The organism is Catellatospora tritici, from assembly GCF_019083965.1.
Classification (GTDB): Bacteria; Actinomycetota; Actinomycetes; order Mycobacteriales; family Micromonosporaceae; genus Catellatospora; species Catellatospora tritici.
Genome location: NZ_JAHRCY010000017.1, coordinates 14,762 through 29,753, shown reverse-complemented (window position 1 = coordinate 29,753; position 14,992 = coordinate 14,762). Strand labels below are relative to the sequence as shown.

Sequence of the window (14,992 nt, the reverse complement as noted above, 5' to 3'; positions counted from 1 at the left end):
CCGGCACCGGCGACCGCCGCCTTTTCCCGCCCCCCACGGCTACCGGGTTGGTGCTTAGCTGTCGTCTGACAAACGGGGCCGCCTCTGGGTTTCCCCGTTCCACCCCACGCCAAGGATGGTTAAGAATGCACTCAACCCGACTCAGGGTGTTGGGCGTGCTGACCGCTGTCTGTGTCGCGGTGCAGCTCGGCGGCGTCGCGGAGGGCGCCGCACCGGCGGCACCCGCCAGCCCGGCCACCCCGCCCGCACCGGCGGTGAACCCAGACGCGTTGACGATCCCGCAGGCCGTCGCCGCGGCGAAGACGTCCGGCAAGCCGGTCGTCGTGACCGGATCGACGACGGCCTCGAGCATGCTGACCGCACTCCCTGACGGCCGCATGTCGTTGAGCCAGAACCTCGTTCCGGTCCGCAAGCGGACCGGGACCAAGTGGGCCGAGCTCGATCCGACCCTGCGACGCAACGCGGACGGCTCGATCACACCCGCCGTCACCGCGTCGTCGGTGAAGCTGTCCGGCGGCGGCGACGGCCCGGTGGCCAGCATGGACGGCGGCGCGGCGAGCCTTGAGCTGTCGCTGCCGATGACCCTGCCGGCGCCGCAGCTCGCGGGCGACACCGCCACCTATGCCGAGATCCTGCCCGGGGTGGACCTGCAGGTGCGGGTCACGACCCTGGGCGGCGTCAGCGAGGTGCTCGTCGTCAAGAACGCCGCGGCGGCCCGCAACCCCGCCCTGCGCCAGCTCCGGTTCGCCACCCGCGCCTCCGGCATGGACCTCAAGGTCGACGCAGACGGCGGCCTCAGCGGACGCGACAGCTCCGGCGACGTCGTGCTGCACGCCCAGCCGCCGAAGATGTGGGACTCCACCTTCACCCCGGGCGCGGCCGAGGTCCGCGGGCGGGTCGCCGACGGCCGCCCGGCGCGGTCGTCGGCGCGCGCACCCGGTGCCGGTGCCGCCCTGGCTCCGGTCGGGCTGTCGGTCGGCAAGGACGCGATGACGCTCACCCCCGACACCAAGGTGCTGTCCGGAGCGAAGACGACCTACCCCGTCTACATCGACCCCACCCCTGTCTGGACCCCGAAGAGCTACAACAAGACCGGGTGGGCGTCGGTGGCCGAGACGTACCCGTCGAGCAACTACTGGAACGACACCCCCGACCCGCAGGGGAACATGCAGGTCGGCAACTCCGGCGTCGTGTGGTCGCACACGCTGATGAACTTCGCGCTGCCCACGCTGGCCGCCGGCAGCACGGTCAACAAGGCCACGCTGCGCCTGCGCGAGGTCTGGTCATGGTCGTGCACCGCCAGCACCGTCAACGTGTACGCCCCCACCGCGTACACGCTGTCGTCGTCCAACGCCACCTGGAACTACTGGAACGGCAAGCAGGGTTCGGTGATCGACGGCCAGCCCGAGGCGCACGGCTACAACTCCTCGTGCCCTGCCGCCGACGTCGAGTTCGACGTGAAGAGCGTGGTCACCAGCCGACTGGGCAAGACCCAGACGTTCCTGCTGATGGGAACCAACGAGGCCAACGACCACAACTCGTGGAAGGAGTTCTCCCCGTCCACGGCCACCCTGAACCTCGAGTACAACCAGCCCCCGAACGTCCCCAGCACCCTGTCCACCTCACCGGTGACCGGATGCACCACCCTCACCACCGTCGGCGACGCCAACATCAACCTCAAGGCGGTCGTCTCCGACCCCGACGGCAACACCGTCGGCGCCGGCTTCGAACTCTGGAAGTCCAGCGCCCCCGGGAGCATCCTCTACTCCACGCCCCCGGCCACCTTCGACTTCGGCTCCGGCCAAACCGCCGTCGCCCTCGTCAACAAGTCCGTCCTCGAAACCGCCGCGGCCGGGGCCGTCACGAAGTTCTCCTGGCACGTACGCACCTACGACGGCCGCGCCTACAGCTCCTACTCCAGCACCTGTGACTTCAACTTCGACCCGACCCGGGCCGGCGCGCCCGACGTCACCGTCGCCGCCACGGCCACCGTGAACTCGCCCATCCAGGTCACCGTCACGCCACCGCCCACCGGTACGGCACCGGCGTCGTACATGTACCAGTTGAATGCCGGTGCCCCGATCACCGTCCCCGCGACCAGCGGAAACGCGTCGTTCACGGTGACCCCGACCCGGTTCACCAACACCATCACCGTCACCGGCGTCACCGCCGGCGGCAACATCGGCGACAGCGCCTCGCAGACCTTCACCGCCCAGGCCGCCAGCCCCGAGGCCGTGGACGACCTCACCATGGACGGCAAGGCCGACCTGCTCACCGTCGGCCGGGCCGACCTGCCGCCGGGCCTCTGGCTCGCCTCCGGCTACGACGACCCGGCCAGCGGCACCGACTCCCGGATCAACCGCCTCGCCCAGAACATCGGCGTCAACGGCAACGGCACCTTCGGCACCGACAGCGCCCACGACTTCGACGCCACGACCGTCAGCACCGGCACCTTCACCGGCGGCAGCCAGAACGACGTCATGGCCTACTACGCGCCGACCGTCGACCGGCCCGGTATGGCGGTGATCCTCAACGGCAACGGTGACGGCTCGACCCTCCACACCACCAGCGGATTCGTCAGCACCGTCAGTCCGGGCACGTTCACCGACATGCACGGCCAGGACCCGGTGCGGGTGGTCAACGCCTGGAACGCCTCCGGGGCCGGGCTGGCCTATCCCGACCTGCTCGCCGTCAACGGCTCCGCCGACTTCGGGCGCTACTACCTGTCGTTCTACCCGAACAACAACACCGTCGGCGGCTACCCCATGGGCTACGACGTGACGGTCAACACCCCGGCGGGCGACCAGAACTGGGGCAACTGGGCCCTGGCCTCGACGAGACTCGCCGGCGGCACCGCCCTGTTCCTGCACAACACGTCCACCGGCGCCCTCTACCTGTGGACCGGCGTCACCGTGACCACCAACCCCGACTACACCGCGACCGTCTCCTACACCCAGTACGCCGTCACCACCACCGGCCTCGCCCCGGCCGACACCATCCAGGCGTCCGACATCGACGCCGACGGTGACGCCGACCTGTGGGGTGTCGCCGCCACCGGAGCGACCACGGCATACCTGACCACCGCCCTCAACAGCGGGGCGGGCACCGCCACCCTGACCGCGCAGACGACGGCCGGGCTCATCACCTCGACCCACGCCTGGACCCTGGCCGACATCGGCTCCGCCGCCGACGGCGCACCGATCACCACCGCCGGTGACATCGTCGGCGCGGGCGCCACCTCGGCGCCCCTGACCGCGGGCGGCACCGGGGTGGTCTGGCACACCGGGGACGTCTTCAGCCCCAACGCACAGTTCGGCGGCGCGGGCTACCTGCACACCAGCAGCTCGCTCACCTTCGTCAACGCCGACTTCACGCTGAGCGCGTGGGTCAAGCTCAACAACTCCGACGGCGTCGTGCTCTCCGGCGACGGCACCGTCAAGTCCGAGTTCAAGCTCTACGCCAACGGCTCGGACAGCTCGTGGCGGTTCGCCATGGCCGACAGCGACGCCTCCACCGCGGCGTGGCACACCGCAGTCGCCCCGCCCGGCAGCGCCCGGCTCGGTGTGTGGACCCACCTCACGGTCAGCTACCAGAAGTCGACCGGCATGGCGATCCTGAGCATCGACGGGGTCAACTCGGCGAGCCTGCAGCACCCCACCACCAGCACCTACGCCGGCGGCCAACTCCGGATCGGCGTCGACTGGCAGACCAGCGGCGCGTTCCTCAACGGCCAGGTCGCCGACGTACAGCTCTACAACACCGCCAACATCACCCCGAGCACGACCGCCAACTGCACCTCGGACCCGGTGATCTACGGCATCAACGCCAACGGGGCGCTCACCTTCACCATGCTCGAACCGGCCACCGGCACAGTGGTGCGCAAGCTGACGTCGACCGCGACGATCGGCTACACACCCGCCTCGATCGCGGTGCTGAACAACAACACGCTCCTGGTGCCCAGCACCAGCGGCACGCTCTACCGCATCGACATCCTGACCAACACCGACACCCTCACCTTCGCCGCACCCGTGGCGCTGGGCACCGGCTGGACCCTGCTGAAGGCAGGCTTCGACGGCACCTACTACTACGGGATCACCAGCGGGGACGTGCTGCGCCGGTATCAGGTGACCACGGCCAAGCCGGTATTGGCCGACATCATCAACTGGTCCACGGTCGGCACCGGCTTCGGCCTCACCACCTTCACCGCCACGGCACCGAACTACGTGATCGGCAGCCGTACCTCCGACGGCCTGGTCCGCAACTACCAGATCACCTCGGGCACGAGCTGGACCAGCGGATCACCCGGCAACTGGGGCATGAACGTCAACAGCGCGTTCTCGCCCGGTGGCGGCCTCTACTACGTGCGTGACAACTCGAACACGGTCACGCTCTACCGCGACGCCGCACCGACCGTGCTCGACGACAACCCCATCCCGCACCTCACCAAGCCGGTGGGAACCTCCGCCGACTGGGGCCAGTCCATGCTCTCCGCTCAGCCCGGAATCTGCGGCTGACGAGTGCGCTCGCGGAGTTGCCCGGGAACGTTCCACGTTCCCGGGCAGCTCCATCTTCACCGGACACAATCCGTGTCGTGAACGGAATGATTTCCGACTCACCGGACTGTGCCACCGCTCCCTACACTCGCGTGATGGACTTCGATGTCGCGGGCATGGGCGGAGTAATCGGCCTTGTCATCGCCCTGATCTGCGTGGGCATGTTCTTCTATCTGGTTTATCAGTTCTTCCGGCGCCGCCGTATCAAATCCAGCGGCTGGTCCGCCCAGGGCACCATCACCAAGACCTGGACCACCACCCATACCAGCCACAACGCCAACGGCGGCATGCACACCACCACGAACCACCACGCCGAGGCCACATACACGACGCACTGGGGCGAGCCGCGCACCGTCCGGCTGGACGGCCACTTCCGGCAGGGCGACCAGGTCGACGTTCGCTACGACCAGACCGACGGCTACGTGCCGCTGCTGGGCCGCAAGTCCAGTGCCAGCAGCGGTTGTGGCGGCTGCCTCGGCCTGCTGTTGTTCCTCGTCCTGGTCATCGCCGTGGTCTCGATCTTCCTGCCCGACGTGGCCAAATCGATCTCCGACACCGTCAACGACATCCTGTCCTCGAGCAGCGTCAACGGCTGAGCCCGACGGGCACTGCCGGACCGGCTGCCGGCAGTACCCGTCGGTGACGTACGCCCTCAGACCTGGTGCCGCGCCTGGCGGGCCAGCGGCGCCAGCGCACCCCAGATGGCCACCGACCCGAGCCCTTCCAGCAGCCGTACCCCGTCGACGCCCCGCCCGACCAGCACCAGCACGATGCCGAGCGCGACCAGCGCGGGAGCCGTCCACCCGGCGCGGCGGTTCGCCGCCAGCAGGACCAACTGCAGCAACAGGCCGAAGTACAGCAGCGCCGGAGCCAACTGGTACAGCACCAGGTCCACCCCGGGCAGCGCCATCGCCTGGTCGGCACGCTCGCCCATCGCGGCCTTGTCCGCCGCGCCGAAGCCCGACCACAGGTCGATGCCCATCTGCCCGATCATGGCGACCGCGCCGAACAGGCTCATCGCGGCGGTGACGACGCCGAGCACCCGCGCCGAGCCGTCCAGCCTGCGGTAGAGGTGCACCGCCGCCACGGCGAACAGCGCGAACGCGACGACCCAGACCGAGTGGGCCGCGGTCCAGGCGGCACCAGGCCCGAGGTGGCCCCGCCAGCGCATGATGAGCCACCCGGCGAGCCACAGCAGCGGCGCCCCGACGAGTGCGGTGCGAGTCAGTCGCGATTGGTCGGTCATGCCATAAACCTGCCGCAGCGCTGGTCGGCGAACCATCGGGAAGCATCCCGATCGGCACCCCGAACCGCGCACCCGGGGTCCGCCCTGAGCTCCCCCGAATTCTTAACCCCGATGCCCGAAAGGTTAACCGCCCGGCAACAGCCGCTGGCTAACATCGGCGACCATCAGCGCGCGGCTGACGACGGTGTCAACCCTCGGTGCAGCACGAGCAGGGAGTCCACGATGACCCAGCCCATCCTGGTGGTCGACTTCGGCGCGTATCAGACGTCGGCTGCCGTCGTCACCGGCACCCAGCTCCATCCGGTCCCGTGCCCGATCTCCGGCGCGATGCGCTGGCCGTCGGCGGTGTGCCTGGACGGCGACAGCCTGGTCGTCGGCACGGCCGCGGTGCAGCGGCGCGAGCTGCTGCCACGCTGGTTCGCGGCCGGGCCGCGCCAGGCCCTGGACACCGGCGAGCCGATCCACCTGGGCGACCGCACCGTGTCCGCGACCGACGTGCTGGCGGCGTACCTGAAGGTGCTGCGGGCCGAGGCCGAGCAGCGGACCGGGCAGCCGATCGAGCGACTGGCCCTGACCGTCCCGTCCGCGTACGGGCCGCAGGACCCACGCCGCCAGCAGCTGCTCGCACTGGCCGCCGACGCGGGCTTCCCCGACGCGGAGCTGGTCGGCGACGCCGTGTCGGCGGTGGTCGACCCCCACACGCACGGCGATTTCCCGGACGGGGCGCTGCTGCTCGTGTGCGACCTGGGCGCGTCCTGGTCGGTGGCGCTGACCCGGGTCGACGGCGAGCACCCGGTGGTGCTGGGCCAGGAGACCTCCGGTGGCGGGCAGGACTTCGACCTGCTGCTGGTCAACGACCTGCGGGCCGCGCTGCACGAGTGGCTGGCGCCCGCGCTGCACGCGGGCGGGGAAACCGGCCTGCTGGCCCGGTTCGCGGCGGCCGATTTCGTCCGCTCGGTCAAGCACCGCCTGTCCGAGACCGACGAGGTCACCGACCGGATCTCCCCGCACGCCCCGACGTACCGGATGAGCCGGGCCGGGCTGGAGCGGCTGGCCGAACCGGCGCTGCGGTGGCTGATCGCGAGCTGCCGCGCCGTGGTGGCCCGCGCCGGGTTCACCCTCAACGACGTCACCGGCGTGCTGCTGGTCGGCGGAGCGTCCCGGCTGCCCGTGGCGCGGGCGGCGCTGCGCGGCGACCTGCAGCGGCCACTGTGGCAGCCGACCGACCCGGAGCTGGCCGTGATCCGGGGTGCGGCCCGCTGGGCCGGGCGGGTCGGCTCGCGCCGCATCGCGGCGAACGCGGCGACGTGGCGGATGGAGCCGCTGACCTGGGAGGTGCCGGAGGGACGGGCCCGGCTCGTGCGATGGCTGGTCGGGCAGGGCCAGCAGTACGGGCCGGGCACGGCACTGGCCCAGGTCCGCGCCGCCGACGACCGGGTCTACGACCTGACCGCCGCCCGCGAGGGCATCCTGGTGGAGCAGCGGATCGCCCCGGGTGCGCTGCTGACCTCCGACGCGATCGCGGCGATGACCCGCACCGTGAAGGTGATCGCCGGGGACCGGGCCGCCAAGCGGCACCAGATGCGGGTGGCCGGTGACTGGCTGCTCACCCCGGACCACGAGCTGCTGGTGGAGTGCGAGCGCTCCGGCGTGTACGTGCGGATGCGGGCCATCTCGTCCGGGGCGGTCGTGCGGGAGGTACGACCGATGGGCATGTCGTCGGACAGCCGCGGCAAGGTGTTCGTCGGCCCCGACGACCGGCTGGCCCTGGTGTCGTGGGATCCGCAGGGCCGGTTCTCGGTCTGGGATGTGATGTCCGGGCAGCTCACCAACCAGTTCCGGGCCGCGGCCAACAACCGGCCGGTGAAGGTGCTGGTGCACGAGGGCCAGTGGCGGCTGATCGCCGAGGCCGACCGGAAGGTGCACGTCGGGCGGTACGTGCGGGACGTGGCGACGATGTGGGACCTGTTCACCGGCACGGTCATCGAGGAGATGGTCGGCGAGGACCTGAACCGACGGTACGCCGGATACACCGACCACAGCACGACCGACGGGTTCGCCTCCGAGTGCGACAGCCCGGACGGGCGGCTGCGGGCGGGCACGGCCCGCAGCGCGGCGGGCCTGGCGGTGTGGCTGCACGAGACCGGCAGCGCCGAGGAGGTGTTCCGCACCGACCTTGGTTCGGTCAAGTCGGCCCGTACCGCGTTCAGCGCCGACGGCCACCACCTGCTGGCGCAGTGGAGCGCCGCCGACACCAGCTGCGTGGACGTCTGGCAGGTGTGATCTTCCCGGCGGCCCGGACGCGGCCGGGCGTCGGCGACCGGTTGCGGAGTCAGCCGTTATCGGGTCGTTATCCGGCTCCGTAAAGGTGGCAGGTCCCTACGGCGTATTCCGAGCGCCGACCAGGCCGAACCCACCAGATCGAAAGACGCCGTGAACACCTTCGCCGACTTCTTCAGCGCACGCCGCGACGTCGCGTACCGCGCGGTGCTCATGGCCGTCGGCAATCGAGCCACCGCCGAGGACGCGGTCGCCGAGGCGTTCGCGCGCGCGTACCAGCACTGGGGATCCGTGCGCGACCACGGCAACCCGACCGCCTGGGTCATCCGGACCGCACTCAACGTGTCCCGGTCCTGGTGGCGACGCCGCAGGGGCGAGTTCCTCACCGCCGACGGACCCGACCCCATGATCATGACCTCGACCGCGGAGGCACCCGACGATGCGCTGGTCGCGGCCGTCAGGACGCTGTCTCGGCGGCAGCGGGAGGTCGTGGCGCTGCGCATCCTCGCGGACATGAGCGCCGAGGAGGCCGGGCAGCTGCTCGGGATCACCTCCGCGACGGTGCACGTCCATCTGCACCGCGCCCTGGCGGCGCTACGCGGCGCGCTCGGCGACCAGGCGACGTACCGGATGGAGGCCCGACGATGACGATGACCGACGACGAGCTGACCAGCCTGATCGCGACGAGGTTCGGCGACGGCTCGCTCCGCGTCGACCTCGCCCAGGTGGAACGGCGCGGACGGCAGCGCCGGCACCGGGCCCGGATCGCGATGGCGGCGGCCGCCCTGCTCGGCCTGGCCGGTGCGACGGTGTACGGGATCGACCGGCACACGGAGTCCCTCGACGTCGCGGCACTCGATCGCGGCTGCCAGGCGAGCTACACCGCCGAGGCCGCCAAGACGCTGCGGGCGGCCCAACTGCCGACCACGCTCGGGACGCCGCTCATCGAGATGCGCCGCGGTGACGCCCGGTTCCGCCTCTACACCAGCGCTCCCGGGCCGCTGCGCGCCATGATCTTCGACTGTGCGCGCACCGCCGACGGAGCGATCTCCGGGCGGATCTCGTATGGGCCGACCACCGTGGTGAAACCGCAGCAGCCGCTGGTGGCGTACCGGGACCGGCTGCCGGACGGCACGGTGGCGATCGTCGCGCAGCTGCGCGACCCCACCGACGCGGTGACGGTCACCGCCACGCGCGGTGAGGTGCAGCTGGCCCGGCGAGACGGCATGGCCGTCCTGTGGGGGCCGCGCGACGCCCTGGCCGACGCGAAACTGACGGTGCGAGACGGCGGGCTGGACCTGGCCCGAGACCCGCTGGCGACGACCGCGACATACCAGGAGGAGGAGTTCGCGCAGTACTGCCGGCGGACGCTGGACAACCACAAAGGGCTGGCCGGGGCCACGCTGGGCCTGACCGTGCGGCACGAGGACACCTGGGTGCTGAAGGTCTACCGGACCTCGAAGGCCTTCGCCGTCTGCTCCTGGACCAACATTGCGGACGACCCGGACCACGGCCTGTCGTACTTCGGACCGGCCCTGTCGACGGTCTCGGCCGGCACCGTCGCGCTCGGCGTGACCCTGAGCGCCAACGACCGCGACGGTGCCGGTATGTGGACGGCGGGTGTCGCCCCGGCCGGTACGGAGTCGGTGGAGATCGTCAGCTCCGATGGGACGACGGTGCGCGCACAGGTCGGCGACGGCGTGTACCTCGCGCAGGTACCGGATGACGGGAAGGTCCAAAAGATCATTATGACGACCGCGACCACCGTCTACACCATCGACCAGGGAAAGGTGACCCAGCGGGCGCGCTGACCGACCGCCGGCGACCCGGATTCGGCATCACCGGCACGAGATACGTTCTCGTCTTCGCCGACCGTTGCCCGGTGGCCGCGCTAGGCGCAGCTCGACACCGGGCGCATGGTGACGATCGCGTCGACGGGCACCGGCAGGGTGACGCCGCCGCTGGTGCTCAGCCACAGCGTGCGCGGCGGGGCCCCGTCGGTGACCACGCCGCACGCGGTGGCGCCGTTGCCGAACTCCAGCTCCACCGACGGCGCCGGGGGCGCGGGCCACCACGCGGTCAACCCGGCCACCGCCATCATCGCCACCGACGCGATGGTGGCGCGGATGCCCGTACGCAGCTGGGCGCCCAGCGACACCGGCTCGGCCGGGGCCTCGCCGGTCGGCCAGGCGACCTTGCCGACCTTGAGGATCGACCACAGCGCGGTGCCGAACGAACCCACCGTCATCAGTCCGGCCATCCAGGACAGCCACTCGGGGCCGGGGCTGTCCTCGCCCATGCGCAGCACGCCACAGAACCCGATGAAGCCGAGCACACCGAGCTGCAGGCCGTGCCAGCCACGGGCCGACTCACCGAGCTTGGCGACCGCGTCGGTGTCGGCAGTGGACGGCGCGGGGGCGGGGAAGCCGTTCGTCATGGCGACAGTCATACCGCATCGGGTTGTTCTTCGGTGTGTCGGCTTGCTTCCTCCTCAGCCGGGGCGTCGATGATCCCGGCCCGGTCCAGGCTGGGAATGATGATGCGGCGCAGGATCAGCTGCAGCGCGGCGGTCACCGGGATCGCGATGAGCGCGCCGACCGCGCCCAGCAGCACCGCACCGACCAGCGCGGACAGGATGACCGCCAGGTCGGAGATGTCGACCGAGCGCTTCATGATGCGCGGGGCGATCAGCCAGTTCTCCACCTGCTGGTACACGATGAAGAAGATGATGCAGGCGACGCCGACCTCAATGGAGACGGCGAACCCGGCGATGACGCCGACGATCGCGCCCAGCATCGCCCCGATCTGCGGAATCAGGTCGCACACGGCCACCACCGACGCCAACGCGAACGCGTACGGAACCCCGGCGATGAGGAAGAAGGCGAACGCGAACACCCCGGCCAGCAGCGCCACCGCGAGCGACCCCAGCAGGTACGCGCCGAACTTCTCGAAGATCTCGTCGCCCACGGCCTGCGCCTGCTCGCGCCGGTTCGCCGGGAACAGCCGGTAGAAGCCCTCCTTGAGCCGCTGCCAGGCGGCCAGGAAGTAGATGGTCAGCACCGCCGCAGTGACGATGTTGAAGATCAGCCCGAAGAACAGCAGCACGCCGCCGAACACGCCCGACAGCGCCTGCCCCAGCGTCTCCGGCGTGGCCGCCGACTTCAGCCGGTTCACCAGGTCGTAGCGGGCCAGGAACTCGGCCAGCTGCGGATCCTTGCCGATCTTGTCCAGATAGGTGGGTATCGCGTCGACGAGGTGGTCGGACTGGCTCACCAGGGGCGGCACCAACGCGACGATGCCACTGCAGCCCAGCAGCGTGACCGCCAGCGCGACCACCGTCACGGCCAGACCCCGGTTGAGTCCGCGCCGCTGCAGCCACGACACCGCCGGGTGCAGCCCGATCGCCAGGAACAGCGCCACCAGGATCAGCAGCAGAATCGACGCCGCCTCGCGTACGGCCAGCGCCAGCACCACCGCGCACACCAGCCCGAGCCCGCCGACGAACCCGGTCGCGAACACCGACCGCCGCGGCGACGGCAACTGCTTCTCCACCCTCTACCTCCCCAAATCCGCCACATCGGACGGTGAACTGAGCCACCTGAGTATGGCCATCGGCAGCCGACGCTGGCTACCATCGCCCGGGTGCGACCCCTCCTGCACCGATCCGCCCGGCCCACCCTGCTGCTAGGCACGGTGCTGCTGACCGTCTCGCTGTCCGCCGCCTCCTGCGACGACGCCCCCGAGGTGACCCTGGCCGCGGTCAGCCGCGCCACCGTCACCGAGGTCGTCGACGCTCCGGCCGCGGTGACCGCCCGCGCGGCCGCGACCCTGACCGCACCCGCCGAAGGTACCCTCGCCAAGCTCGCCGTAACACCCGGTCAGCAGGTGGCCAAGGGCCAGGTGCTCGCCGTCGTCGCCTCCCCGTCCGCCCAGTCCCGGCTGGCCCAGGCCAAGCAGGCCCTCGACGCGGCGAAGCGCTCCGGCGGCGGCAGCCCCTCGATCGACCTGCGGGGTGCCCAGAAGCACCTGGACAAGGCTGCCGCCGAGGCGTTCACCCAGGCCCGGACGGCGGCCGCGCAGATCGCCGACGAGCAGGCGCGCCAGGCACTGCTGGCGCAGATCATTGCCGGTGAGCGCGGCTACCGGCAGGCCTCGGCCGCCGTCGCCGACGCCGCCGGGGCGGTGCAGCGCGGCGTGGCCTCGCTCGGCTCGGCCATGAAGGCGCTGAGCGCCGCCCAGAGACTCCAGGCCCAGCAAGCGTATGACCTGGCCAGGGCCACTGTGGACGCGCTGACGCTGCGGGCGCCGATCCCCGGCGTGGTGCAGCTCGGCGGCACCTCCACCGCCGCGGCCGCACCCGACCTGTCCAGCCTGCTCGGCGGCCTGAGCGGCGGCACCGGCACGGCCGGTTCCGGTGGCACGACCGTGCCCGCCGGGGTGGCCGGGGTGCCCGCGGTGGGCGCCCCGGTGTCGGCCGGGACCGCGATCGTCACCGTCGTCGACACCAGCGAGCTGGGCCTGGTCGCCGAGGTCGACGAGACCGACATCCTGCTGGTCGCCACCGGTATCGCCGCCGAGGCGGAACTGGACGCGGCGCCCGGGGTGGCCTACCCGGCCACGGTGACCGCGATCGACGTGCTGCCCACGGCCAACAGCCGTGGCGCGGTCGCCTACCGGGTGCACCTTTCCCTCGGGGCGCTGCCCGCCGGTGCACCCACGCCCCGACCCGGCATGAGCGCCGTGGCCAGGCTCCAGGTGCGCGAGGCCGCCGACGCGGTCACCGTGCCCGCCTCGGCCGTGTTCACCACCGACGGCCACGACACGGTGTGGGTCCGCACCGCCGACGGCACCGCCGAACGCCGCCGCGTCACCGTCGGAGTGTCCGGGATGGACACCCTGCAGATCACCGACGGTCTGCGCGAGGGCGAGCAGGTGGTGGTACGCGGCGCCGACCGCGTCACCGCCGGGGACAAGCTGCCATGACCGGCGACGCCCCGGCCATCGAGGCCGTCGGGATCGAGCGCGTGTACGCCCTGGACGGGGTGGACGTGCCCGCCCTGCGCGGGGTGACCCTGACCATCGACAACGGCGAGTACGCCGCGATCGTCGGCCCGTCCGGCTCCGGCAAGTCGACGCTGATGCACCTGCTCGGCGGCCTGGACCAGCCGACCGCGGGCACGCTGCGCATCGGCGGCCGCGACGTGTCCGGGCTGGACCCGGGTGAGATGGCGCACCTGCGCAACGCCACCATCGGCTTCGTGTTCCAGGCCTTCCACCTGCTCGGCCGCACCAGCGCCCTGGACAACGTGGCGCTGCCGCTGGTCTACCGGGGCCTGGGCGCCAAGGAGCGGCGGCGAAAGGCCGCGCAGATGCTGGAGCGGGTCGGCCTGGGCCACCGGATGCTGCACCGCCCCAACCAGATGTCCGGCGGCGAACAGCAGCGCGTGGCCATCGCCCGCGCCCTGGTCACCGAACCGGTCGTGCTGCTGGCCGACGAGCCGACCGGCAACCTCGACTCCGCCACCGGCGCGGCCGTGTTGGAGCTGCTGGAACGGCTCAACTCCGACGAGGGCGTGGCGGTGGTGCTGGTGACCCACGACCGCGAGGTCGCCGCGCGGGCCCGGCGGCAGATCATGATGCGCGACGGGCTGGTGCTGTCCGACAGCGCCGCCCCGGCCGGAGAGGTGGCGCCGTGAGGTTCGCCGAGGCCTGGCGGGTGGCGCTGGACGCGCTGCGGGCCAACCGGCTGCGCAGCATGCTTACCATGCTGGGCATGGTCATCGGCGTCGGTGCCGTGGTGATCCTGGTGGCGCTGGGCACCGGCACCCGCGACGCGGTGCAGGCCCAGGTCGAAGGGCTGGGCTCGAACCTGCTCATCGTGGTCCCCGGGCAGGTCAACTTCAACGCCGCCCCCACCGTGTCGAAACTGGACCGCACCGACCTGGACGCGGTGGTGAAGGTCGTCGGGGACCGCGACCGGGTCACCGTGTCGCTGACCTCCGGCGAGAACGTGCGCGCGGGCAACAACACCATGTTCACCAGCGTGCTCGGGGTGCTGGAGTCGACGCCGAAGGTGTTCCTGCGCGACCTGCGCACCGGCACCTACCTCAGCCGCACCGACGTCGACACCGGACGCCGGGTCGCGGTGCTCGGCGACAGCGTCGCCCACCGGCTGTACGGCGCCCGCGACCCCGTCGGCCAGCAGCTGTCCATCGCCGGGGTCCGGTTCCGGGTCATCGGCGTGTTCGCGCCGCTGGGCCAGAGCCTGGGCGTCGACCGCGACAACGAGGTGCACATCCCGCTGACCACCGCGCAACGGCTGATCGGCACCAACCGGATCGACGCGTTCGCGGTGAAGGCCCCCGACAGCGACGGCATCGACGCCCTCGGCCGTGACATCGTCGCCGAGCTGCACCGGCGCCACCCCGACGACGAGTTCAGCGCGGTCACCCAAGGGCAGATCCTCGGCGCGCTGGGCCAGATCCTGGGCGTGCTCACGGCCGTGCTGGCCGCGATCGCGGGCATCTCGCTGCTGGTCGGCGGGGTCGGCGTCTCCAACATCATGCTGGTGTCGGTACGCGAGCGGACCCGCGAGATCGGGCTGCGCAAGGCCGTCGGCGCCCGGCCCCGCGACATCGGCCTGCAGTTCCTGCTGGAGGCCGTGCTGCTCACCTCGGTCGGCGGCATCCTCGGCATCGTCATCGGGGTCGGGGTGTCGCTGGCGGTCGGGGCGCTGAGCCCGGTGCCCGCCACGGTCACCTGGTGGTCGGCGGTGCTGGCGTTCGGGGTGTCGGCCGGGGTCGGCATCGCCTTCGGCGTGGTGCCCGCCCAGCGGGCGGGCAAGCTCGACCCGGTCGTCGCACTGCGCACCGACTGAGCTGACGTCTGCGGCCCGGGACGGCAAGCCCCGGGC

At 71.5% G+C, this 14,992-nt stretch carries 11 protein-coding genes; 8 read left to right on the top strand and 3 right to left on the bottom strand.

Annotated features, from left to right (window positions below; translation table 11 throughout):
* Positions 1 to 155: 155 nt before the first annotated feature.
* Together KUA19_RS30575 and KUA19_RS30570 are read left to right on the top strand one after the other, a co-directional pair.
* A complete protein-coding gene (locus KUA19_RS30575) occupies positions 156 to 4,514 on the top strand; it encodes a LamG-like jellyroll fold domain-containing protein (protein WP_217401521.1) in 4,359 nt (1,452 codons plus the stop codon).
* Positions 4,515 to 4,648: 134 nt separating this feature from the next.
* Entirely contained in the window at positions 4,649 to 5,149 is a 501-nt protein-coding gene (locus KUA19_RS30570) for a DUF3592 domain-containing protein (protein ID WP_217401513.1), read from the top strand.
* A gap of 56 nt (positions 5,150 to 5,205) precedes the next feature.
* Here the strand turns inward: KUA19_RS30570 and KUA19_RS30565 are convergent, their stop codons facing one another.
* The gene (locus KUA19_RS30565; protein ID WP_217401511.1) at positions 5,206 to 5,799 is read right to left on the bottom strand and encodes a hypothetical protein; all 594 of its coding nucleotides are present in this window, start codon (positions 5,797 to 5,799) and stop codon (positions 5,206 to 5,208) included.
* Positions 5,800 to 6,021: 222 nt separating this feature from the next.
* Between KUA19_RS30565 and KUA19_RS30560 the strand changes: the two genes are divergently transcribed.
* The 3 genes from KUA19_RS30560 (at position 6,022) to KUA19_RS30550 (ending at position 9,890) form a co-directional block, all read left to right on the top strand.
* Positions 6,022 to 8,082, top strand: coding sequence for an Hsp70 family protein (locus tag KUA19_RS30560; protein WP_217401509.1), 2,061 nt, complete (start codon positions 6,022 to 6,024; stop codon positions 8,080 to 8,082).
* Between the two features lie 150 nt (positions 8,083 to 8,232).
* Complete coding sequence (locus KUA19_RS30555) at positions 8,233 to 8,727, top strand: RNA polymerase sigma factor (protein WP_217401508.1); 495 nt, start codon at positions 8,233 to 8,235, stop codon at positions 8,725 to 8,727.
* Positions 8,724 to 9,890, top strand: a complete 1,167-nt coding sequence (locus tag KUA19_RS30550) for a hypothetical protein (RefSeq protein ID WP_217401506.1) — start codon at positions 8,724 to 8,726, stop codon at positions 9,888 to 9,890. Before KUA19_RS30555 ends, KUA19_RS30550 begins: the two co-directional genes overlap by 4 nt.
* Before the next feature lie 80 nt (positions 9,891 to 9,970).
* On the opposite strand, the gene KUA19_RS30545 is transcribed toward KUA19_RS30550, so the two are convergent.
* Both KUA19_RS30545 and KUA19_RS30540 read right to left on the bottom strand, forming a co-directional pair.
* The gene (locus KUA19_RS30545) at positions 9,971 to 10,516 is read right to left on the bottom strand and encodes a hypothetical protein (RefSeq protein ID WP_217401504.1); all 546 of its coding nucleotides are present in this window, start codon (positions 10,514 to 10,516) and stop codon (positions 9,971 to 9,973) included.
* A gap of 8 nt (positions 10,517 to 10,524) precedes the next feature.
* Positions 10,525 to 11,631, bottom strand: a complete 1,107-nt coding sequence (locus KUA19_RS30540; RefSeq protein WP_217401502.1) for an AI-2E family transporter — start codon at positions 11,629 to 11,631, stop codon at positions 10,525 to 10,527.
* A 90-nt stretch (positions 11,632 to 11,721) separates the two neighbouring features.
* Between KUA19_RS30540 and KUA19_RS30535 the strand changes: the two genes are divergently transcribed.
* The 3 genes from KUA19_RS30535 to KUA19_RS30525 are packed head-to-tail and all read left to right on the top strand — an operon-like array spanning position 11,722 to position 14,956.
* Entirely contained in the window at positions 11,722 to 13,062 is a 1,341-nt protein-coding gene (locus KUA19_RS30535; protein ID WP_308167736.1) for an efflux RND transporter periplasmic adaptor subunit, read from the top strand.
* Positions 13,059 to 13,775, top strand: coding sequence for an ABC transporter ATP-binding protein (locus tag KUA19_RS30530; RefSeq protein WP_217401499.1), 717 nt, complete (start codon positions 13,059 to 13,061; stop codon positions 13,773 to 13,775). The genes KUA19_RS30535 and KUA19_RS30530 overlap by 4 nt, the downstream gene beginning before the upstream one ends.
* Complete coding sequence (locus KUA19_RS30525) at positions 13,772 to 14,956, top strand: ABC transporter permease (RefSeq protein WP_217401496.1); 1,185 nt, start codon at positions 13,772 to 13,774, stop codon at positions 14,954 to 14,956. The genes KUA19_RS30530 and KUA19_RS30525 overlap by 4 nt, the downstream gene beginning before the upstream one ends.
* Positions 14,957 to 14,992 lie beyond the last annotated feature (36 nt).